The sequence below is a fragment of the Ruegeria sp. HKCCD9138 genome, from assembly GCF_057220975.1.
Map to the genome: position 1 here is coordinate 504,507 of NZ_JBWVAZ010000002.1, position 21,423 is coordinate 525,929.

Consider the following 21,423-nt stretch of genomic DNA (forward strand, 5'->3'; position numbering starts at 1 on the left):
ACACCCCTATAAATTGTGGCCGACAACCACTACCTTAAAACTATGAGCAACGAGCAAAACGCAAACCGAAAAATAGTCTTTATCTCGAAAGCGACGCCCGGCGACGATGCGTTTGCACTTTGGCTTGCACCTCGATTGGAAGCGGAGGGTTATGAAGTCTTTGCTGATATCCTAAAACTCAGACCGGGTGATGGGTGGCGACTAAAGATTACCAAAACGCTTCAAGACGAAGCCGCGAAAATGGTGCTGTGCTGTAGCGACGCAACCCTTAACCGAGAAGGCGTCATTGAGGAAATTGAGATCGCCAAAGACTTGTCAAAGAATTTATCCGACCCCAATTTCATCATTCCGTTGAAAATGGAACGCTACAAAAAGCTATTTGGAATTGGCGGGCTTCAATACATAGACTTCGAACGAAGTTGGGCGGAGGGGCTTACGCAACTTCTCGCCTTTCTTGAAGAGGAAGACATCCCCAAGCTCCGTACTCCTAATGTAAAGCAGAACTGGGCTAAGTATCAGCGCAGGAAGAGTGTGTCTCTCCAAGCTCGCCCTGAAAACCTCACATCGAACTGGCTACGGGTACTGAGCGCCCCTGACAGTGTTAACTTTGTCGCTCCCGTCGGCAGCATCGGAAAGAAAACTAAGGAGGGTATTTGTAACAACTCCGATTTTCCCGTTGTTCCATTTGGAGAAGGCTATCTGACCTTTGCGGGTCCGTTTGATTTTGAACAGTCCTTCCCGGGCATAGGATCGTTTGACATAGTTGGATCAGTGGGTTTTTCGGATTTTCGTGATGAGGGTTGGCCTGAACAAGGAGTCGAACCTAACGAAGCGAAGAAGACTCTTATGAACTTATTCCGTCAAGCTTGGGAACTCCACCTTCGGAGACAGCGATTCACAGAAGCTGGTTTTGCAAATGGTGTTGCTTTCATTGTTGGCGATGAAAGAGCTCGAATCTCACAGCGCATTTCTTGGGGGCGGCAAGGAAATCGCCGAAATTCAATGTTGCGAAACATCGCGCGCAAAAAGGTATGGGAGTACGGCGTTAGTGCCCAGCCAAGTTTCTTCCCATTCCCGCATTTCCGTCTAAAAGCACGGGTGTTGTTTTCGGAAGCGAACGGGAAGGAGAAGGTTGCGTCGATTGAGGACGCCAAGGTTCAGCATCGCCTTCGCCGTTCAATTTGTAGTACATGGCGAAACAAAGCTTGGCATGGACGAATGATGGCCTTCATGGAGTTGTTGGCCGGAGAAAGCCCATATGTGTCCCTCCCGGTTGGTGTAGGGCAGTTTATTGTGCTTGATGCAATGCCAATCCAAGCCACCTCTCCAGTTTCGGCGCGTCAAAGAAACAAGCTTGGTGAGGATGGCGAAGAGAATGATCTTTCGACGGTCGACGGCTTTTTTGCGGAGGATGACGCGTGATCGATTTTCCTGAAACATCACTTCAAGTTATTCATATCGATGAACCGGAGTTGGAATTCGGCTTGGGGCAGGTCTTAGATCACCCCAAAGATGGTCTATTCCTCTACGGCCCTGAGGGGAAGCTGTCGCGAAAGGAGGTGAAGCTTGGGGTTATCGGTACCTCTAACGGCATCTCCGACTTTAAAGATTGGTTATCCCGATTGCTGAGGGGCGTGGCCGTTCCAGCGCGAACAGAACGTGATAAGGACGTTCGGCTTCACTTGTCCGATTTTCCTGGTCTTGCTGAAGCGCTCAGTATCAAAGTCGATGTTGATGCGCTGACCGAGTACACGCTTACACTTGATGAAATTGACGAAGCATCTTCAATTGAAAACGGTCATGAAGCCGTTGCGAAGACCGCAGATTTGTTTGTTGACATTATTGTTCGGCACCAGCGCGAGGAGGAGGAAACCGTCGATGTCTGGCTCTTGGTGCTTCCGGAGATTGTACACGAACGATGTAGGCCCGAGGCAATAAAACGTCGAGCATCGGTAAGTTTGGTGCCTGGTGAGTTCAGCAAACGTCAAAAGAAACGCGAGGATCTGCCATTATTTGCCGGAGATCCCACAATGACGGGTGAGGATATCTTTGATGATATTCCCGACTTCCATCGTCAAATCAAAGCAAAACTCCTAACTATCGGAGAGGTTTGCCAGCTAGTACGAGAAACGACGTTGACACCTAGCAAATTCCTCAATCGTGCCGGTAACCCCATCCGCGGCGTCCAAGACGCTGCAACGATTTCGTGGAACTTGGCGACGGCAATTTATTACAAGAGTCAAGCTTCGCCTCCTTGGAAAATCGCAGGTATGAGGGAGGGAGTCTGCTACATTGGGCTGGTTTTCAAGCTGTTGCCGAACCATCGGGACAATCACGCATGTTGTGCTGCTCAGATGTTCCTAAGTGAAGGGGATGGCGTGGTGTTTCGTGGGGCAAATGGACCTTGGATGACCGAAAATAAGGAGTTTCATCTTTCACAGGACGCAGCAAAAGGTCTGATCAACTCAGTTCTTGCAACCTATCGAGACAAGTTCGGCTCAAACCCAAGAGAGCTGTTCATTCACGGGAAGACCAAATTTAGCGCGGAGGAGTGGGAAGCGTTCTCCGAGGCGGCACCTGATGGGACAAACATTGTCACTGTTCGAATTCGACCGACACATGGAGAGGTAAAGCTCTTTCGGGAAGGCGACTATCCTTGCATTCGAGGGACTGCGATAGTCCTAGGGGAAAGCGACGCCTTCCTTTGGACTTCGGGATACGTTCCGCGCATCGATACATATATGGGACCAGAGACACCCAATCCGATTTCGGTAACGGTATTGAGGTCGACGGATGATCCACCAAGAATTGAAACAGTTCTTCAAGACATCATGAATCTGACTAAGATCAACTACAACGCCGCAAACTACAACGATGGTCTACCCGTCACGATCCGTTTCGCAGATAAGGTCGGTGATGTCTTAGTGATGGGAAGCGCTCAAGACGCCGAGAGGCAGCCCTTCAAGTTCTATATCTGAGCAACCAAGGGTTTCGGAATGAGTTCGAATCTGTGAAGGATAAACCGAGCCTGCCCGAATCGACCACAAGATGGGAGATTGATCAAAGTTGGCTTCCGTTCTGGAATTAAGATATAAGTAATTGTAAAGAAGTCATATTTTTGATGCTCAGCATCTAGGATTGGGAAAAAGTAGCACATACTATCCCCTCATAGCGACATGGAGGTCGATTTTGGCAGTGGAGCAGAAGACCGTCAGTTTGCGCGTTTCCACGCGCGGCGAACTGGCTGAATTCCTAGAGCGCGAAGGTAAGGACTGCGCTTATTCAAATAAAGTTATATCCGGAATTATTGGAAAGCTCTGGAATTACAAAGAAGAAGGTGTCGAGCTCAGCCCTTCGATCATATTTGCTGACGATATTGTTGCGTTTTCCCAAAAGCTTCCAGGCTTTTCGCGTTTAGTGATTGGCGACTGCGCTTCTAGTGAAGAAGCCGCGAAGAGGATTCTAAAGGACTGTGCGCCGTTAACAGGAGAAAGCAGTCTAATCTTCGTTGAGCGCTGCGGCCAAGGTGAAAAACTCGACTACGGTGTTTTCTCCTTTTTACGCTCTCCAACGGCAATAGGGATTGAGGAAGCCCTCACTCTAGATGAAACTCAGTTTGCAGCTTTAATCAAGAAATCATCCCCGACGACCCTTAAGGTGCTGGGCTCTAAAGGTAATTCGGTCTCCATATTAATGTCGACTGTGCGGGAAGACGACGACTCGGATGCAGAAATCTCCAAATTCATTGATGACGTAATTTCTGAGATCGATGCTGATACAGATGGATTCAAGAAGTACCTAACTAGGTTGCTGATAAGAGAGTTAACGGAGTGTCACGGAACGATCTTATTGTGCGCTTCAGATGATGTTCATGAAAAATCGGTCTGTATTGAGGACTGTATTTCACTGGACGAAAAAATTGATTTGTACAGCCTTTTTGAGGCTTTCTGCAAATCCAATGATGCAGAATCGCTTCTCGAGCTTCAACGGGCTGAAGACCTATTAAAGGGATTTCTGTCTTGCGATGGAATGATCACATTTTCCCCTGAAGGCAAAATAAATTCGTACAGGGTGTTCTATGAAGCGGCGGAGAATGGGGAAGCACAGCAAGTAGTCGGAGGTGCGCGGAGGCGGGCATTTGCTGGCGTGACCTCGCTACAATCTAATGAACTAAAGTCAGCGCTTTTTAGATCTCAAGACGGCACGACAGAGTACAAGGAGGTTTCCAATGAGCCAGTCTAATGTTGTCCCATGGCAACCGGTTGAAAACCTCGTTTCGTTGGACAAGGTGCTCGAGCCCAGCGTGATTATTGGGAAGGCAATAAACCTTCGTCCAAAAGAGCAAAAGCAGATCATCTCCAACTTCGAACTTGAGAATTACGAGATGGCCAGCAGCTACGTCTGGACGAAATCAATGGCCTTGTTGAAAATGAACTTGGCCTCAATGGGAATGGACTTCATCGGCGAGCTTCTGCAAAGGCCCGATATCGATGCTGACTCTGATCCGTCTCAAGCTGTCTCGGATTTCGAAGCTATTGATCTCGCATTTGAACTTGGAGCCATAAACAAGACACAGCGAATGCGGCTTCTTGTTTCTGCCGACGTTGTTAGTCACTTTGCCCGTTCGTTCGATGCAAACGATGATGGCGCTGACATGTTGCAGGAAGAGGCCCTCGGTTGCATTAAAGTTTGTGTGCAATCGGTCTTGGGCCTCGAAAAAGTGGAGGCTGCCCAAAGCTTCATCGATTTCCGAGAAAAACTTAGCTCAACAACTCTAAGCAGTGACGCTCCTGAAGTACTTCAGTTGCTATCATCACCCTACTTTTTCAAAAAAACTTGCGTCAGTATTCTTTTGAATATTCTAAAATCTGCGAAGGGCGCAGCTCTCGAAAACGGCAGTAGAAACACCGCATCTATAGTGCCACTAGTTTGGCCTGAACTAAAAGGTCCCGAAAAGTGGCAAGTGGGGCAAGCCTATTCGGAGCTTTTTAACGACGGCAAGAGTGCTGCGATAAAGACACTTCATAGTGTTCTGGTCGCAACAAGTGGGTTTGACTATGTCCCCGAAAGCCTCCGCTCAAACAGCTTCACTAAGGCCGCGCATGCGGTTCTTACAGCTCATCAAGGTATGAATAACTTTTACAACGAACCCAAACCCATGAGGGAGTTGGCCGCGATGGGTTCTTCGATCCCCGGGCCAGCCTTTGCCAGTGTTATGACTGCCGTTCTGGTCGTTAAGTTGGGTAACCGGTATGGGGTCTCTTGGGACGCCCAGCAATATGCCGACCAGATTCTCGAAACCATGACTTCCGATAGATGGGCCTATTATTTGACGCAACAATTGCCTCAAGACTCGGTTATCCTTTCGAAGCTCACTAACCCGGATTGCGCCAAGCGCTGGATTAGTACACTTGGAGCTTCTGAAATCGAAGCGCCAGTTACGAGCAGCAAACCGCTGGGTGCGTTGTTGGCCGCTTCGGTAACCGGCGATACGGCAAAGGCATCTGTTATCACAACAAATGCCACGTCACTCCTGAGACAGTGAATAATGTGCCAGTTGGAATGCCTAACCGCACCGTAGAGATATCCGTGGGTTAATTTGCCAGAAGTCGTTAGGTTCCTAATGCTTGTGATTAGCCGGAAGAATTTGGGCAACTCAGAGACAGCTAATGCTCATCAAATTAAAAGACTATGAAAGAATTTTTCAGATCATTTCGGCGGTAGTCGAAAGCGAAGAGGGCAATCCTGCGCATGCCTGCATTCACTACAGCCTTTTTGGCGCAAACATTTTGGTTGATCACTTCAGAATAGACGCGAAGGTTCGTTGTGGCTTGGCTACCTATCACTTAGGCGATGACCATCAGGTTCTTTGTTTTGGCGAGGAAACCCCTTTGGGCGTCACGAGCACAAACGAAGGATTTCATTGCTGGGTCGAGGCTGACGGGTGGTTCCTTGATTTCATGGCCCCGAGGTTCGGAGCACTTAAGAAAACAGAATTCACGGTCCGTCCAAGGATGTTCCAAAAGCGAGTGGGAGACATGGCGGAACACCCGAACGATATGACCCATGCGGGTGATTTTTTTCTCAAGCATAGTCCGGAACTGTCAGAAGAAGTATTGATGCCAATCGTCGAACATCTTGGCATTCAAGATTTGGCAAAGCTGTGTTCTCAGTGGTTTAAGAAGACGCCAAGAAAAATACAAATGTCTGCAGCTACCGTGGATCAAAACGGAAAAATGCGCCCGATCAAACTCAAAGCAGTTTCACTTAGGTCGAACTGGTGAGGCATTGTAAGGTTGTAGCGCAAGCATGAAACTACAACGCGTACTTGAGAAGATTTCTGACCTATCTGATTGCGGTATGGTTCCCCGAGGGATCATCGAGGAAGGGAGGATATTTGCCTTTGGTGTTTTCGAAAATGAAGATCACCTACATAGTCGCGTTACCGAAGTGATTGAAGGTCTAAGGGACCATGTTGGCCAACCATTTGAACTACATCCTTGGGCTTTCGTTTATGAGATTTCGACCTTTAAACAAGACGGTAACAAAACACCAATTCCGGTTGTAGGGTTGGTCTTTCCGCAAGCCAGTGACTCGGCTGTGGTCAAAGATTATCTGGTCACACCGAAGGGTCTGCGTCTTACAAACCAGTTTGTTTTTCACCACACTGCGAATGGCACAACCGTGACGGTTCCAAATGGAGATGGAGATAGCGAGGATCGTGCTGCTGGTTCGCTGTATCCGCCCGCAATTGCAATGCTCAACACTCGGGGATGCAGCATTGACCTAAAGCGAGCACCTACCATTGCGAATGCGAAGCGTGCACGCAAAGGAAAGAACGTCATACCTGGGCACTATGATGTGGATGCCCACGAGTATTTCACAGCCCTCGGATCCGCCACGAATGCATCCAACAAAGGTGGAACTCATGCGAGCCCCATCCCGCATTTACGCCGAGCCCATGAACGGGTTCTTGCAAACGGCAAACGTATCTGGATTCCGTCAGCCTTGGTCAACGTGCGAAATGAAGGAGATGTTGCCTTTGTCGAGCGCAGGAAATCTTACAAGCGCAGTTCTTAGGGGCGATAAGCGGTGGACATTGGCTCTGCCTTCAATTCTGGTTATCGCCACAGACTTGGATTACCTTTCATTGTACCAGACGCAGCACTACGAGACCGCATAAGCCGATGAAAAGTCGAGCTTTTTCTCTGGATGTGCTTATAATGACTTGTGGCCAAAAGGAGGGTCACAATGCCAAGTTTACGTCTTACGCGCCGCGCGGTCGATGAAGTCCCACATCCCGAAAGTGGTCAGGTTTTCTACCGTGATACCATGTTGTCCGGTTTTGGGTTGCGAGTCGGAGCCAACTCCAAGGTGTTCTTTGCAGAAGGTCAGGTTAATCGGCGAACGCGGAGGGTAACTATTGGTCGGGCCGACGTGTTCGCTCCGGAGATCGCCCGCAAGAAGGCGTTGGTCATTCTGGGTGAAATGGCCGAAGGACGTGATCCCAATGCCGAGAAACGTAAGGAGCAGCAGGAGCGGGTAACCTTGGAGTTGGCGACGGAACGGTTCTTTGAGACGCGCAACACGTTGTCGCCCAACACGGTCGAACACTACCGTCGGACAGTACGACTGTACCTTAAAGCGTGGCGCAAACTGGAGATGAGGGAAATTACCCGTCAAATGGTGCTTAAGAAGCATCAGGATATCGGCAAGAAACATGGAAAAACCACCGCCAACAATGTGATGCGGCACTTTCGCTCGCTCTACAATTTCACGTCTGCGACGCAGGACGACTACCCACCTAATCCGGTGCAAGTCCTGACCCAAGCACGCGCATGGTTTAAGGATCAGCGCCGTCAGACAGTCGTAACTTCGACCGATTTACCCGCATGGTGGAAAGCCGTGATGGCGGAACCGGAGTACTCGCGGGACTTCCTGCTAACAACCCTGTTCACAGGCATGCGCCGCAGCGAAGTGTTGAAGCTGCGCTGGGAGAACGTGGACCTCTCGGCCAAGACGCTTCACCTGCCATCGACTAAGAACGGCGACCCGTTGACCCTCCCTCTGTCGGAGTTTCTGGCCGAACTGCTGGCCCAACGGCGCGAGGCGAACCAAGGCTCCCCTTGGGTGTTCCCCGGACCGGGCCGGACTGGCCATCTTGTCGAAACCAAGAAGTTCCTCCAGCGCGTCACCGCAGGGTCTGGCGTCAGTTTCACCCTGCACGACCTGCGACGCACCTTCATCACCATCGCTGAGAGCCTCGACGTGCCTTACTACGCGCTCAAACGCCTGCTGAACCATCGCGCCAATGGCGATGTGACCGGCGGATACATCGTAGTGAATGCCGAACGCCTGCGGGAACCGGTCGAACTGGTGGCCAAGCGCATCCTGGAATTGAAGGAGCTACGCGACTGACTGTCGGGTGACCCCACCCCATCGACGGCATTGGGCCAGCGTCAACAATACTGGCCACCGGTTCAGATCGATTCCACGGCCAAACTTTGTTTCTCAGGGAATACGGACGATTAAGTGTTTAACGAGTGATCTTATGGTTGCCCCTTCGCGCGGGCGCGTGTTGGACATGCTTGGACAGCGCTGGAATCACAACAAACTTTTCTTGACGTGAAACTGTTCCCCGGTGCATGCAAGGGCCAACCGAAGCGGTGTGGCAATCGTGGGGCGGTGAAAGTCCGCAAACCGGGGTGGGGACTTGCACATCAGGTGCACGCGACCGGTCAAACGGACCCCACAAGCAGGTAGTCCTGCCTCAAGCCCAAGGCCGATATAGGAGAAACGAGCGCAACTGGCGCCGCTGTCTCTGGCTTTCTCATATCAATCTTTAATCATGAGAAAGGCTAACCCATGCCTTGTCACGAAATCCTGCGCGCTGAATCTGCGCGTTCCGATGCCGCCGGTACGGCCAGACGTTCCCGTAATTTGATGGACCTGTTGACCACCAAGGAGGTTGCCACCCTCACCGGTTTCAGCACCTCGTACTTCGAGAAAGGCCGCGTCTACGGCTACGGTCCAAATTTCCTACGTATACGCGGAAAGATTCTGTACCGCCTCTCCGAAATTGATCGCTGGCTGACAGCACATGAATGCGAACCGCAGGGAGGAGCAAATGACCATTAAGCTGCTTCCCGATCCCAAGAAAGCCATCAAGACCCTTCTGTGGCTCAGCTCTGGTGAACCGCTCTATTTGGAGCAGATGAGTAGCCAAGGAAATGCCAACCCAAAGCACAAGCTTTACCCTGCCAATGAAGCAACAGCGGCTGTTCGTTTTGTCGGAGGCAACAACAACGAAACTTACCAGCGTAATATATATTTCGTGCCAAACGCCGAGTTCCTGGAGGGAAAACGGAACAAGGCCAATCTAAGCGCCGTCCGCTTCCTGCACGTCGATCTCGACAACAAAGATTATCCTGGAGATGAACGACAACAAGAAGAACGGATCATTGCCTTACTGTTCGAAGAAGATACCCGCCCTAAGGGCGTCCCGCACCCAACGGCAGTTTGGTTTACCGGAGGTGGTTTCCAGGCAGTATGGCGGCTCAAAGAGCCTATCAGCGTGGAAGAGGCAGAGGAACTGAACCACGCGCTATTGTCGGCAATGCAAGGCGGCCTAGGCACACATGATGCAAGCCGACTCTTGCGTGTCCCGTGGACGATGAACTGGCTCAATGACAAGAAACGCGCCGATGGGCGTGAACCCAAACTGGCGCACCCCATATACCCGGGAAAACTGAATGCTCCACCGGTTTCGTATACGGTCGAAGATTTCAAGATGAACCGCGCCAAGTCTGAGTCGAATTTGCCAACACCCAGAACAACAACCACGTTTGAATTCGAGGCAATACCGTTGCCGGACGACTTGGACACTATCATCCCTCTCGATGAGAAATGGGTAAAAGTGATCATGTTTGGTGAGAATCCACCGGATAAGACCTATGGGTCTCGGTCAGAGTTGGTCTTCGCTGCAACGCTTTGGATGCTCGGCAAAGGAATGGAACCGGGCCACGTGCTGTCCATAATCACTGATCCTGAAATCGGCATAAGCGCCCATGTACTCGAGAATCCTAATCCTTTGAAATATGGGCGTCGGCAGATCGAACGCGCCTATGCGCTGCTGGAAATGCAACAAGGCGGTTGGCCCATTGTGGATGACGACGGCAAGCCGGTCGCACGCCTTCCTGAGAACATCCGCTATGCATTTTCCCTGTTGGGCATTTACGCGCAGCGCAATTTGTTCACCCAAACAAACGAAGTGTCAGGATATCAACTCGAAGAGCGTGATCTGAACGAGATCGGCGACATCTTGTGGAGTGTGTTCAGTCGTGAGCTTCGGTTCAGTGCCAGCCCCGACGTGATCAAACGTGAGCTGACTGCGGTCGCGCACGAGAATACCTACCACCCGGTTGTCGACTATCTCGACGGGTTGGCATGGGATGGTGTTCCACGGATTGACCGATGGCTGTCCAGGTATTGCGGCGCGGACGATACCGAGTTGATCGGGGAGTTTGGCAGCAAGTTTCTAGTCGCCGCTGTGCGCCGCATCAAGCAACCCGGCGTCAAATTTGACACGATGCTGGTGCTTGAAGGGGCGCAGGGTGCGGGAAAATCGCGGCTGGCAGCCATGCTGGCAGTCCGGGACGAATGGTTCTGTGGCAGCCTCGATTTGAAGAGCGACGACAAATCCAAAGCGGAGTTGTTATCCCGAGCGTGGATTGTCGAGTGTCAGGAACTGGACGGCCTAAACAAAACGGCCAGCCAGAGCCTAAAGAAATTCCTTAGCACCGCCGTCGATATATTCCGTCCTGCATATGGGCGCACAGTCCTTTCCTACAAACGACACTGCGTCATCCTGGGCACGACCAATGAAGGCACCTATCTGAGCGACCTGACCGGCAATCGAAGGATGTGGCCAGTTGCGGTCGGCGAAATTGATCTGAACAGCCTTTCAGCCGATCTCGATCAGCTTTGGGCGGAGGCGGTCGAACGGGAACGCAATAGCGGGTCTATCGTTCTTTCCAAGCATTTGTGGGATGAAGCAAAACGCGTGCAGGGAATCCGTATGATCGAAGACAATTTCGCGGAAGTCCTGACCGACAACTTTGCAGAACGCACCGGAAAGGTCTCTATGGACAGTATCAAGTTGCTGCTGAATTTGGACGCTCTCCGCATGTCCACAATTAATTCCCGCCGTATCAAGGCTGCCATGATGGACCTTGGCTGGGAGTATCGAACTTACCGCCTGCACGATCTTTCTGGTGGCGACAAACGACCCAGAAAGGGGTTTGCTCGGGGCAGCGATGCGGAACGAGATCAGGAGATATTCGCGGTTCAGAAACAGGGAAGCGGTGTTGTGCTCGATACCCGGTTCGCTCCAGTAGAGGCACCGTTTTAAAATCAATGGCACGGGTAGCGTTACCTGTTACCCGTGCCCGAACCACCAACCTTTTGGCTACTGCCACCCGGTAGCATTCCACCCCCTTGTTTAGTTTGTAGCTTTTCGACTTAAGTTACAGTTACGGGTTACGTCCACACCCTTTTGGCGGTGGTATTGTTCGCTGCGCTGGGCCTTTGTTGGGCGTGGGGCGGTTTGAGTGGCCCACCAAGCACTGCGCGGCGCCTAGCCGGACGCCTGAGGACGCGTGGCGATGCTATTTGGGTTTACCCTTGTACATCCAAGGTCAGCGTTCGCCAGCTACCGCTTTCGGGAAAGTATCGGATCGTACCGGTGAAACTGCCTCGCAGCATCGCACCAAACCCGTTCTGGGCGTCGAATTTTCCGACCACTTGGTAGACGCAATCACCAATGTGTCGCGTCCCCGTTTCATATCTGCCCGGGAACTCCGCAGTCGATGGCGCTCGCAGCGACCGCCGCACATCGTCCTGGATCAACACATAGGCCAATGAGGTCTTTTGGTCTGTGCATGCTGCAAGCCGCAGCGTTGCTGCCTTCGCGGCGCGGCGCGCTGCCTCAGCTTCGTGAGCGTCGGGATCGAGTTCAAGCAGTTCGGCAAACCAGCGATCTTCGTCGATGTCGCGCAGTTCAACGAGATATGCAGCTGGATCAGTTCCGCGGAGTTCTGCCCAACGGGTCTCGCGTTGTTCCTCGAACATGACTGCGCCTTGCAGGGAGAAGAACCCTGAGACGATCAGAAACAATAAGGCTTTGCCGCGATGCCGAAAGTGCGGAAGGCCTTTGCCGGTGATCAGAGTAAATGCAAACACGCAAAACAACAGCGTGGCCACAAATGTCTGGGTGCTCACATAGCTCTGCTGAAGTAGGTACAAGGCAAAGCCAAAGACGGTGAGTTCCAAAATTGCGATTTGGGAACGCACAAATGCTCCGGCGACGGTTGTTTGCTGCTTCTTCAGTTTACTTCTGCTCATAACGGCTCCTCTACTAACGAAATCGGCTACCAGAGTTACCTCTGGCAGCCGGGGAGTTAGTAAGCCGCCCGTAGACAACCGCGCTGGCCTTTAGGCCGAAGCCCTGGACATACGCCAGTGCCTCCCCGACCATAAGGTTCGAGGAGGTGCATTACGGTCTGCACCGACCGCTACGGGAGGGGTTACTACGCCCCGAGATCGGCTCTATCTGCCAATCCTGAGCGCAGCCTAGCTCGTAGGTCTGAAAATCGAAAGCACAAACGTCACTTTGGGGGTTTCCCGAAGGCGTTGATTCCAGTGTTAAAATCGGAGTTCCATGGGAGAAGGGTGGTGCCGCTGATAGGACTCGAACCTACGACCCCATCATTACGAATGACGTGCTCTACCAGCTGAGCTACAGCGGCATCCTTCTTTTTCCGCGGCCCTACTATGGCCCTACTAGTTACTGCGCGCCTTCTCTAACCTACTGGTCTCGAACGTCAATTGCGGACCGACCCGCTACTTACGAAGGACCTGCTCTACCAGCTGAGCTATTGAGGCGGGCCAACCGAGCATTTAGACGCTCGTCGCCGGTCGTGCAAGTCAGTTTCAGAGCGGGATCCATCAAGCTACTATGAATGCCGACCTATGAAGTGTGTTCACTTTCGCTGGGTCCGACGCTCACTGCGTCGGCTACAAAGATCCAACCGCTCCGTTTTCAGCTCAATGATCAGAGTGTGGCGCGAAGGTTGCGCGTCACATCTAGGGTGAGGATCACTTTCGCACGGACTTTGTTTTTATGGATATTCACGAGTCAGCACGGGATGGGGGGTTGACCCTAACGGCGTTTAAGAGAATGAAACGGGTCAGACTTCCCACACGATGCACGGAATACACCGATTGTCGCACATCACCATCATAACCGTTTGTTTCAACAGCGGTAAGATCCTGCCGGAAATGCTGAAGTCGATTCCCGAGGGTGTGCGCGTCATTCTGGTGGATAACGCGTCGGATGATGTGGAAACCATTCAGGAACTGGCCGACGCGCGTGGCGCCACCCTGATCAGAAGTTCCGAGAACGCCGGTTTTGGCCGAGCCTGCAACCTTGGCGCGGCCGAGGCAACGACGGATTTGCTTTTGTTTCTGAATCCGGATTCGTGCCTTCTGCCGGGTGCCTTGGAAGCCTTGCAAAATGGTGCGGATCGCCATCCCGCCGCTTCGGCGTTCAATCCGGCTATTCTGAAAGGACACGGAAAGCCGTTGTTCAGGCGATCCAGCGTCATTCTTCCACGCAGTGAGACTTTGCGCCAGAAGCATGCGGATTCTGATCTGGAACTGCCGGTTCTCGTGGGGTCCGCATTGCTGGTTCGCCGAGCGGCTTTCGAAGAAGTGGGTGGCTTTGATCCCGAGATTTTCATGTACCACGAGGATGATGATCTGAGTCTCCGCCTCAAGGCCGTTTGCGGTCCTTTATTCTATATTCATGATGCTCAGGTGCGTCATGCCGGAGGTCATTCCTCCCCGCGCAATGCAGCCATTGCGGGCCTGAAAGCGTGGCATATGGGGCAATCGAGAATATACGTGGCCCGCAGACACAACGTTCCCTTTGCCTTTGGTCGGGCAATGGCAACGGCACTTGTGCAGATGCTGTCGCCGGTGTTGCTGTTTTCGTCAAGAAAACGGGCCAAGCAGTGGTCTTTTCTGCGTGGTGTCTGGCAAAGCCGGAATATTCACCCGGTGCCGTTCCGGCCGTAACAGGCTATGCCGTCCGGTTCTGTCGCTTCGTTTGCCAGCACGCAGGATCGCCTGCAGTGGCAGAAGAGATCATTCGGGGCTGATCTTGGTAGAACCCCGAACAGGCAGTTTGCATCCGGATTGGATACGTAGATGGGGTTTAGGTGCCCCCCCAAGCCGGGCACCTAAAGAATATCCAAAACCCGCCCGGCAATGAACGCAACTGAGGTCAGTTGGACGCGATTAGGTTGGCCAGATACCGGCCATAGGCGTTCTTCTTGAACAACTCAGCGCGCTTGGCGATGTCATCGCCATTGATCCAACCCTGAAAATACGCGATCTCCTCAAGGCAACCGGTTTGCAGACCCTGACGCTGTTCCAGCGTTCGGACAAAGTTGCTGGCGTCCAGCAAGCTGGCATGAGTACCGGTATCCAGCCAGGCGTAGCCACGGCCCATCCGTTTGACCGTCAGCTTTCCGGCTTTCAGATACATTTCAAGCAAGGTCGTGATCTCAAGCTCGCCCCGTTCGGATGGCTGAACCTCACGCGCCAGCCTTGGTGCATTGCCGTCCAGGAAATACAAACCCGTCACCGCATAGTTCGATGGCGGAACCTCGGGCTTTTCGATGATTTCAACCGCGCTGCCATTTTCGTCAAAACTGACGACACCGTAACGCTCGGGATCGGTCACGTGGTAGCCAAAAACGGTGCCGCCATCCCGCTGATGATCAGCCGCTGCAAGTATTTCCGGCAGGCCAACGCCGAAGAAGACGTTATCCCCCAGAACCAAGGCCGAAGGCGCGCCGTCCAGAAAGTCTTCGGCAAGCAAATAGGCCTGCGCAAGACCATCCGGAGAGGGCTGGACAATGTAGGTCAGAGAGATGCCCCATTGACTGCCATCCCCCAGGGTTCGCTTGAACTGTTCCTGGTCCTGCGGCGTGGTAATCACGGCAATTTCGCGAATACCTGCCAGCATCAGTACCGACATCGGGTAATAGATCATCGGTTTGTCATAAAGCGGCAGAAGCTGCTTTGAGATGCCCATTGTAATTGGATACAACCGCGTGCCGGAACCGCCGGCCAGAATGATGCCTTTGCGATCTGTGACATTGCGCTCTTTGGGGCTGGTTGGGTGGGTCTGGAAAGTGCTCATGAAAATTCACCATTCTGCCGCAGTTGATTAATGATAACTTGTGTAGCATCGCGCCAGTCCGGTTGCGCCACGCCAAAAACGGCTTCGGTCGCGCTGCAATCCAAGCGCGAGTTTAAGGGCCTGGTTGCCGGAGTCGGATAGTCCGAGGTCGGGATTCCTGTGACATCTACTTTTCGGTCGGCGACCTCAAAAATCGTGCTGGCAAAGTCCTTCCAGCTCACGTCCGGCGAACCGGAAAAATGATAGGTTCCGGATTTTCCCGCATCCTCACGGATTTGATCCGCAATCGTCAGGCAGGCCTCGGCAATGGCACGCGCCGGAGTGGGTCCCCCAATCTGATCATCCACGATCGACAGCGCGTCGCGCGTCTCTGACAACCGCAGCATCGTTTTCAGAAAATTGCTGCCATGCCCCGAAAATACCCAGGAGGTACGCAAAATGACATGTGTGGCGCCCGAAGCACCGATACCGCGCTCTCCAGCCAGCTTGGACCGGCCATATGTGTTTTGCGGGTCCACCGGGTCAGCCGGCGATCTTGGCGTCGCGCCCTTTCCGTCAAAGACATAGTCGGTGGAAATATGTACCAGCGGGCATCGCGACTCTGCCGCTGCACGGGCCATCGCAGCAGGGGCTTCGCCATTAATGACGTGGGCGAGCTCCGATTCCTCTTCGGCCTTGTCCACCGCAGTGTAAGCCGCGGCGTTGATCACGGCGCGCGGCGCGTGTTGGCGGATGGCGCGGGCACAGGCTTCCGGATCGGAAAGGTCTGCCTCGGATCTGGACAGGAATACAGCGTCAGGGGCCAGCCCGGCCAGTTCATGTGCAACTTGCCCGGTTTTGCCGAATATGAGTATCGCAGCAGCCATCAGCCGCGCCCCAAACGGGTGCCGACACCTTCGCGGTCCAACAGCGGGCGCCACCAATCCTCGTTGTTCAGATACCAGTCGATCGTGCGTTCAAGACCTTCCTCGACAGTAACCGACGGGCGCCAGCCCAGTTCGGTTCGAATGCGATCAGGGTCAATCGCATAACGGGCATCGTGACCCGGACGGTCGGTGACAAAGGTGATCAGTTTCTCATAGGGCTTCGAACCCGGGCGCTTTTGATCCAGCAGTCGGCAGATCGTTTCAATCAACTCGATATTGGTTCGTTCGTTTTCGCCGCCGATGTTATAGCTGCGACCAATCTGACCGTTTTCCAGAACACACAAAAGCGCGTCTGCATGGTCTTCGACATAGAGCCAGTCCCGAACGTTCAGCCCCTGCCCGTAGACCGGAATCTCTTTTCCCGAGATTGCGTTGAGGATCACTTTCGGCACCAGCTTTTCCGGGAAGTGATATGGGCCGTAATTGTTCGAGCAGTTGGTCAGAACCACCGGCAGACCATAGGTTTCGTGCCAGGCTCGCACCAGATGATCGGATGAAGCCTTGGACGCCGAATACGGGCTGCGCGGATCGTACGGAGTTTCCTCGGTGAACATGCCCTCTTCACCAAGTGAGCCATAGACTTCATCCGTCGAGATATGATGAAACCGGAAATCGTCAGGTCGCCCACGTCCCACCCAATGGCTGCGCGCAGCCTCAAGCAAGTTGTACGTTCCGGTCACGTTGGTTTCGATGAAATCGCCGGGCCCGTCGATCGATCGGTCAACGTGGCTTTCGGCAGCCAGATGCATCACCGCATCAGGGGAATGCTGCGCAAAAATCCGATCCAGTTGATCCCTGTTTCTGATGTCGGCATGTTCAAAATGGTAGAGCGGGTTATCCACGACCGGCGCTACATTTTCCAAGCGCCCTGCATAGGTTAGTGCATCAAGATTGATGACCTCATGCCCTCTGCTGATGGCCAAACGGACAACGGCAGAGCCGATGAAACCTGCGCCGCCGGTAATCAGTAGCTTCATGTCTGTTCCTTGTATTCAAATGGGCTGTCAAAATCTTTCAGCAATGGCGCGTTCTTGTCCTTATCCGACAAGACAGGATCTGCGGTCAGCTTCCAGTCGATCCCGATGTCCGGGTCATCAAAACGGACAGAACCGTCACATTCCGGTGCGTAGTAATCCGAGCACTTATAGATGATTTCGGTGTTTGGTTCGCGCGTAGCGAATCCGTGGAGAAACCCTTCCGGTATCAACAATTGTCGACCATTCTCACTGCTCAATTCGGCGCCGATCCATTTTCCGTAAGTCGGGCTACCTTTTCGGATATCCACGACAACGTCGAAAAACAGTCCGCGACCGCATCGAACCAGCTTTGCCTGCGCATGCGGCGGCGACTGGAAATGCAGGCCGCGAACAGTGTTCACAGCCGCTGAAAGCGAATGATTGTCCTGAACGAAATCAATGTCGATCCCTTCCGCCAGAAGCGTTTTTCGGTTCCAGCTTTCAGAAAAAAACCCTCGTTCGTCGCCAAATCGGGCAGGTTCCAGCAACAGAACCCCTTGCAACTCAGTTTGTGCAACTTTCACAGAATCCTCCACCGTCGGGGCAACACGTTAAGATTACTCATTAACAACATCTTTCCAGATTGTGGACAGATGGATTTGCCTATGACTCTTCTGCCGGAAATAAAGACGCCTCCAACTTCTTCGGCGATGCGCTAAGAAGTATCTGTTTGAAAATTGCGTGGTCAATCTCCACTCACGCCGGAACTCCGTGCGAAACCCGAGCGGTGGGTCTGCCGCTGGTATCACAGACACAGATTTGGTTGGCTGTTACAACAGAGTAAGCAGGATGCGCAACCGCGATTGTCAATTGATCATCGCCCGGTAATCGTGTCGTGGCGGCGGCTTTCAGCGGTCAAAGTTGGTTATCCCGAACGCGTTGACAAATATCGATCCAATTGGACGAGTTGCCAAAGATATGCAAGACCACGCGTTCGGGGCTGCTCCTGGAGCTCATCTCTTGCTTTTGATTGACACTCACCCCTGCGGCCGGATCTCAGACAATCAACGACCCGCTTTAGCCAACGATCCGATAGAGGCCATGCCCCTGCGGCGTCTGGTCGACCGGGTCAATCCGCCCTGACACCGCGGCAACGTCGGGCATTAGGCGAAAGGCGTTAGCCGCCTCGCTTCACGCGCGATTTCGGCACCGCGTTCCCCGTCGATTTGTTCGATGATCCGCAGTGTCACGCGTGCGCCGTCCTTGGACAGCCAAAGCGGCGATTTCTTGAGGAATTGGAAGCCCTTGCGCCGAAGCAAATAGCCGGCTAAGGCATATCCCGATGCTCGCCGGGACACGGCAGCAAGGATGAATGCGATCCGGTCGGCACGCCCCTTTGCCTTGGTGTGATCTGATGCAAGTACATCCGACTTGATCTGCTCCAGCCGGTTGTCGTCCAACATGACCAACTCCCGTGTGATGCGATCAATTTCGTCGTCCGGCATTTCCGACAGCTCGGTATCGAGCTTGTCCACTTCGCAGGTCGCGCGGTGGCTGTATCCGCGTTTGATCACCCATTGGGTCAATCCGATCTCACCTCGCCTCACTGTTCGGGTCTTGTCGTTTCGGATCTCCAGTTTTTTCCAATAGGACAGAAAAGCGGGATCGCGCAGAATTCTAGGGCCAATCCCAAGCGCATAGGAAGCATAGTGGAAATTCCTGTGGTCGGTTCGAAAATTCCAGGAAATCTCGCGAAAACGCTCAGGATCCACTCTGGGCATGGCATAGTTCGACGTCGCACCGCAATAATCGACCCCAAGGTCGCGCGCACAATCGAACCAGCTTCGCGTCTGCGGTACGAACCAGGCGGAGTCGTTGATGATCCACAGGTGATCCAAATCGTGCAGCTTGGAAGCCAACTCCAGTACGGCGTCACGATAGCCACCAAAATCATAACCGAAATTCGGCCTCTCCATGATCTGCCAGGCATATGGTGACAGGCGCTCCAGATCCTCCGTTTCAAGCGGCAGGTTCGAAACGACGAAGGGGGTGACACCCGCTTTGATCATGTCTTTCAACGCGGATACATGCGATGGCAGAACACCGTCTTTCGGAAAAATGAGGTAAATGCCAATTTCACTTGTGGCGGCCTGTTGGCCGGCATGGAGTCTCGTTTTCCGGGTGCGTGTCAGATCATATACCCGCCTCACATAAAGCGTGCGAAGAAACTCAACCGGCGCATAGGCGATCTTTCGGCCAAGGCGAGCGAGCTCCCGCTTGAGTTTCCATAGTGGTATCTTGGCCATCCGGTACGTGCATTGTTAAGAAAAAACAGGACCTGCGAGGTGCCACGGGCTTCGTGACCCACCCGTTTCTACTTATAGAAACCACACCGGACCGCAACCTGTTAGCGCCAATTGAGATTCAGGATGCATGTATGTTGTGACCTACCTCCCCTGGTGCCCAAGGCGCAAGCGAAGCACCAAGTTCAACAGATCACTTGGCAGGCCGGGGCCGCTGCGATCCAGCGGCGAACAGAACTTTGGAAACCTTGATGAGTAGCTTTCGAAGCGCACCCACAAGCACCAAGAGAGAGAAAATCTGGGAAAAAGTGGTGAGCCGTGCAGGATTCGAACCTGCGACCCACTGATTAAAAGAACGGCCAGAGCCATTTCGCTGCTTTTCGCCAGATTTCGCCATACTGGCAAAAATGAAGCGAAAACAATATTTTAGGTTGACCATCGTTGCGCCTTGAATTCATGAATTACTCCAGAATTCGCCGCCATTTGCTTCCGTATAGCTTCCGGAAGCAGGCCGGAAGCAAGGAGTGTTCTGGATATGTTCAAACTGACCAAACGCGCAGTTGAGGGGCTTGCCGTTGAGGCCAAGGAATACCTTGTCTGGGACCGGGTCATGCGCGGTTTCGGGTTGCGGGTCTATCCGTCCGGCAAAAAGACCTATCTGGTCCAATACCGGGCCGGTCGCCGGACGCGCCGACTCACCATCGGGCAGCATGGTGTTCTGACTCCCGAGGAGGCACGGACACGGGCGAAGCAGCTTCTGGGCGATGTCGCGCGCGGTTCGGACCCATCCGCCGAGAAACAGGCCAATAGGCGCGCGCCAACCGTGGCGGGTTTGTGTGATCGGTTTCTAGAGGAATATGTCGATCAGCATTGCAAGCCGACCACCGCCCGTGACTATCACAGCGTCATTCGCAGGTTCATCCGCCCCAAGCTTGGCCCCATCCCGATTGCCGAAGTGACCCGCGCCGACGTGGTGGCGTTTCACCACGGGTTGCGCGAAACGCCGTATCAGGCCAACCGGGCGGCGGCGATGTTGTCGAAGCTGTTCAATCTGGCCGAGGATTGGGGATTGCGGCAACCGGGATCGAACCCAGCGCGCCGGATCAAGAAGTTCCGCGAAGAAGAAAAGAAGCGCTACCTATCAGATGCTGAACAGATACGGCTTGGTGAAGTGCTGGCAGAGGCGTTGGAAGACGGCACAGAGACTGTATATGTAGTCTCTGCCCTCCTGCTGCTTATCTACACGGGATGCCGTCTCAACGAGATTCTGACGCTGCGCTGGGATTATGTAACGTCGCATCATCTGGAGCTGCCGGACAGCAAGACCGGTCGTCGCCGCATTCCCCTGCCGAGGGAGGCGTATGACATCTTGATGGACCTGCCCCGGCAGTCGGGAAACCCTTACGTCATATTAGGTGAGTCGGAGACCGGACCGCTCAACAACCTGCAAAAACCGTGGAGACGAATACGTAAGGCTGCCGGGTTGGAAGACGTCCGCATTCACGACCTGCGGCACACTTATGCATCTGTTGCCATGAAAGACGGGATTGATCCGTTCACCCTAAAGGAGATTATGGGACATAAGAATCTGACGACGACTCTGCGCTATGCCCATCTGGCAGATGATGCGGTGCAACGGGCGGCGGGATCGGTGGCATCCCGTCTGGCTCGCGCGGTTCGGAAGGATGTCAGGACCGCTCCTTTGCGGGTCGTTCAATAACCGCACAAAAAGGGAAACCCAAACGTCAGTACTAAAGCCTCATGGGAGATTCTACGGCGCGTTTTTTTGGCTTGTTTCGCGAGGAAAGGTTGTGCACCGAATCTCAACCCCTCACGCGCGTTGCCAAAAAACAACGCGCAATACTGGAGTTACTTTCTGCCAAAAGAAAAATGAGGCGGAAAAAACCATTGTAAAACAATTATGAAATTTGCCGCCTAAAATTTGGGCAAACAGGGCAAAACCTATACTC

18 protein-coding genes and 1 tRNA gene are annotated in these 21,423 nt (G+C 53.1%); 11 read left to right on the forward strand and 8 right to left on the reverse strand.

Features of this window, described 5'->3' with window-relative positions; genetic code table 11:
* The first annotated feature begins 42 nt into the window (after positions 1-42).
* The 9 genes from AC2TEL_RS05705 to AC2TEL_RS05745 all read left to right on the forward strand — a co-directional run bounded on the left by AC2TEL_RS05705 (position 43) and on the right by AC2TEL_RS05745 (position 11,410).
* Positions 43-1,422 carry a toll/interleukin-1 receptor domain-containing protein gene (locus AC2TEL_RS05705; RefSeq protein WP_480902467.1) on the forward strand — a complete coding sequence of 460 codons (1,380 nt, stop codon included), beginning with the start codon at positions 43-45 and terminating at the stop codon, positions 1,420-1,422.
* Positions 1,419-2,978: an argonaute/piwi family protein gene (locus AC2TEL_RS05710; protein WP_480862008.1), complete on the forward strand. Its 1,560-nt coding sequence runs from the start codon at positions 1,419-1,421 to the stop codon at positions 2,976-2,978. Before AC2TEL_RS05705 ends, AC2TEL_RS05710 begins: the two co-directional genes overlap by 4 nt.
* Before the next feature lie 211 nt (positions 2,979-3,189).
* Positions 3,190-4,242: a hypothetical protein gene (locus AC2TEL_RS05715; protein WP_480862009.1), complete on the forward strand. Its 1,053-nt coding sequence runs from the start codon at positions 3,190-3,192 to the stop codon at positions 4,240-4,242.
* Positions 4,229-5,545 (forward strand): hypothetical protein, encoded by a 1,317-nt coding sequence (locus AC2TEL_RS05720; RefSeq protein ID WP_480862010.1) that lies wholly within the window; start codon positions 4,229-4,231, stop codon positions 5,543-5,545. The genes AC2TEL_RS05715 and AC2TEL_RS05720 overlap by 14 nt, the downstream gene beginning before the upstream one ends.
* Positions 5,546-5,669: 124 nt before the next feature.
* Positions 5,670-6,284 (forward strand): DUF2026 family protein, encoded by a 615-nt coding sequence (locus AC2TEL_RS05725; protein ID WP_480902468.1) that lies wholly within the window; start codon positions 5,670-5,672, stop codon positions 6,282-6,284.
* Between the two features lie 25 nt (positions 6,285-6,309).
* Positions 6,310-7,080 (forward strand): hypothetical protein, encoded by a 771-nt coding sequence (locus AC2TEL_RS05730; RefSeq protein WP_480862012.1) that lies wholly within the window; start codon positions 6,310-6,312, stop codon positions 7,078-7,080.
* A gap of 171 nt (positions 7,081-7,251) precedes the next feature.
* A complete protein-coding gene (locus AC2TEL_RS05735) occupies positions 7,252-8,418 on the forward strand; it encodes a tyrosine-type recombinase/integrase (RefSeq protein WP_480862013.1) in 1,167 nt (388 codons plus the stop codon).
* Positions 8,419-8,943: 525 nt separating this feature from the next.
* On the forward strand, positions 8,944-9,138 hold the full coding sequence (locus tag AC2TEL_RS05740) for a helix-turn-helix transcriptional regulator (RefSeq protein WP_480902470.1): 195 nt from the start codon (positions 8,944-8,946) through the stop codon (positions 9,136-9,138).
* Positions 9,101-11,410, forward strand: coding sequence for a virulence-associated E family protein (locus tag AC2TEL_RS05745; protein ID WP_480862014.1), 2,310 nt, complete (start codon positions 9,101-9,103; stop codon positions 11,408-11,410). The genes AC2TEL_RS05740 and AC2TEL_RS05745 overlap by 38 nt, the downstream gene beginning before the upstream one ends.
* A 266-nt stretch (positions 11,411-11,676) precedes the next feature.
* Here AC2TEL_RS05745 and AC2TEL_RS05750 read toward each other — a convergent pair whose 3' ends face one another.
* Positions 11,677-12,402: a hypothetical protein gene (locus tag AC2TEL_RS05750; RefSeq protein ID WP_480862015.1), complete on the reverse strand. Its 726-nt coding sequence runs from the start codon at positions 12,400-12,402 to the stop codon at positions 11,677-11,679.
* Positions 12,403-12,730: 328 nt separating this feature from the next.
* Positions 12,731-12,806 (reverse strand) — tRNA-Thr (locus AC2TEL_RS05755).
* Positions 12,807-13,263: 457 nt separating this feature from the next.
* Here AC2TEL_RS05755 and AC2TEL_RS05760 point away from each other — a divergent pair.
* A complete protein-coding gene (locus AC2TEL_RS05760) occupies positions 13,264-14,136 on the forward strand; it encodes a glycosyltransferase family 2 protein (RefSeq protein WP_480838822.1) in 873 nt (290 codons plus the stop codon).
* A gap of 208 nt (positions 14,137-14,344) precedes the next feature.
* On the opposite strand, the gene rfbA is transcribed toward AC2TEL_RS05760, so the two are convergent.
* The 6 genes from rfbA to AC2TEL_RS05790 all read right to left on the reverse strand — a co-directional run bounded on the left by rfbA (position 14,345) and on the right by AC2TEL_RS05790 (position 19,892).
* Complete coding sequence (gene rfbA, locus AC2TEL_RS05765; RefSeq protein WP_480862016.1) at positions 14,345-15,268, reverse strand: glucose-1-phosphate thymidylyltransferase RfbA; 924 nt, start codon at positions 15,266-15,268, stop codon at positions 14,345-14,347.
* The gene (gene rfbD / locus AC2TEL_RS05770; RefSeq protein ID WP_480902472.1) at positions 15,265-16,134 is read right to left on the reverse strand and encodes a dTDP-4-dehydrorhamnose reductase; all 870 of its coding nucleotides are present in this window, start codon (positions 16,132-16,134) and stop codon (positions 15,265-15,267) included. Before rfbD ends, rfbA begins: the two co-directional genes overlap by 4 nt.
* Complete coding sequence (rfbB, locus tag AC2TEL_RS05775) at positions 16,134-17,171, reverse strand: dTDP-glucose 4,6-dehydratase (RefSeq protein ID WP_480902475.1); 1,038 nt, start codon at positions 17,169-17,171, stop codon at positions 16,134-16,136. The genes rfbD and rfbB overlap by 1 nt, the downstream gene beginning before the upstream one ends.
* Positions 17,168-17,734 (reverse strand): dTDP-4-dehydrorhamnose 3,5-epimerase, encoded by a 567-nt coding sequence (gene rfbC, locus AC2TEL_RS05780; protein WP_480902477.1) that lies wholly within the window; start codon positions 17,732-17,734, stop codon positions 17,168-17,170. The genes rfbB and rfbC overlap by 4 nt, the downstream gene beginning before the upstream one ends.
* A gap of 579 nt (positions 17,735-18,313) precedes the next feature.
* Complete coding sequence (locus AC2TEL_RS05785; protein WP_480902478.1) at positions 18,314-19,456, reverse strand: rhamnan synthesis F family protein; 1,143 nt, start codon at positions 19,454-19,456, stop codon at positions 18,314-18,316.
* 190 nt (positions 19,457-19,646) lie between these two features.
* Positions 19,647-19,892 (reverse strand): hypothetical protein, encoded by a 246-nt coding sequence (locus AC2TEL_RS05790; protein ID WP_480902480.1) that lies wholly within the window; start codon positions 19,890-19,892, stop codon positions 19,647-19,649.
* 96 nt (positions 19,893-19,988) lie between these two features.
* On the opposite strand from AC2TEL_RS05790, the gene AC2TEL_RS05795 reads away from it, so the two are divergent.
* Complete coding sequence (locus tag AC2TEL_RS05795) at positions 19,989-21,173, forward strand: tyrosine-type recombinase/integrase (protein WP_480902482.1); 1,185 nt, start codon at positions 19,989-19,991, stop codon at positions 21,171-21,173.
* The last annotated feature ends 250 nt before the right edge of the window (positions 21,174-21,423 follow it).

Coding starts and splice junctions, on each gene's coding strand:
- AC2TEL_RS05705 (WP_480902467.1), top strand. CDS start 43: ATGAGCAACGAGCAAAACGCAAACCGAAAAATAGTCTTTATCTCGAAA.
- AC2TEL_RS05720 (WP_480862010.1), top strand. CDS start 4,229: ATGAGCCAGTCTAATGTTGTCCCATGGCAACCGGTTGAAAACCTCGTT.
- AC2TEL_RS05725 (WP_480902468.1), top strand. CDS start 5,670: ATGCTCATCAAATTAAAAGACTATGAAAGAATTTTTCAGATCATTTCG.
- AC2TEL_RS05730 (WP_480862012.1), top strand. CDS start 6,310: ATGAAACTACAACGCGTACTTGAGAAGATTTCTGACCTATCTGATTGC.
- AC2TEL_RS05735 (WP_480862013.1), top strand. CDS start 7,252: ATGCCAAGTTTACGTCTTACGCGCCGCGCGGTCGATGAAGTCCCACAT.
- AC2TEL_RS05740 (WP_480902470.1), top strand. CDS start 8,944: ATGGACCTGTTGACCACCAAGGAGGTTGCCACCCTCACCGGTTTCAGC.
- AC2TEL_RS05745 (WP_480862014.1), top strand. CDS start 9,101: ATGAATGCGAACCGCAGGGAGGAGCAAATGACCATTAAGCTGCTTCCC.
- AC2TEL_RS05750 (WP_480862015.1), bottom strand. CDS start 12,402: ATGAGCAGAAGTAAACTGAAGAAGCAGCAAACAACCGTCGCCGGAGCA.
- AC2TEL_RS05760 (WP_480838822.1), top strand. CDS start 13,264: ATGCACGGAATACACCGATTGTCGCACATCACCATCATAACCGTTTGT.
- rfbA (WP_480862016.1), bottom strand. CDS start 15,268: ATGAGCACTTTCCAGACCCACCCAACCAGCCCCAAAGAGCGCAATGTC.
- rfbD (WP_480902472.1), bottom strand. CDS start 16,134: ATGGCTGCTGCGATACTCATATTCGGCAAAACCGGGCAAGTTGCACAT.
- rfbB (WP_480902475.1), bottom strand. CDS start 17,171: ATGAAGCTACTGATTACCGGCGGCGCAGGTTTCATCGGCTCTGCCGTT.
- AC2TEL_RS05785 (WP_480902478.1), bottom strand. CDS start 19,456: ATGGCCAAGATACCACTATGGAAACTCAAGCGGGAGCTCGCTCGCCTT.
- AC2TEL_RS05790 (WP_480902480.1), bottom strand. CDS start 19,892: ATGGTCAACCTAAAATATTGTTTTCGCTTCATTTTTGCCAGTATGGCG.
- AC2TEL_RS05795 (WP_480902482.1), top strand. CDS start 19,989: ATGTTCAAACTGACCAAACGCGCAGTTGAGGGGCTTGCCGTTGAGGCC.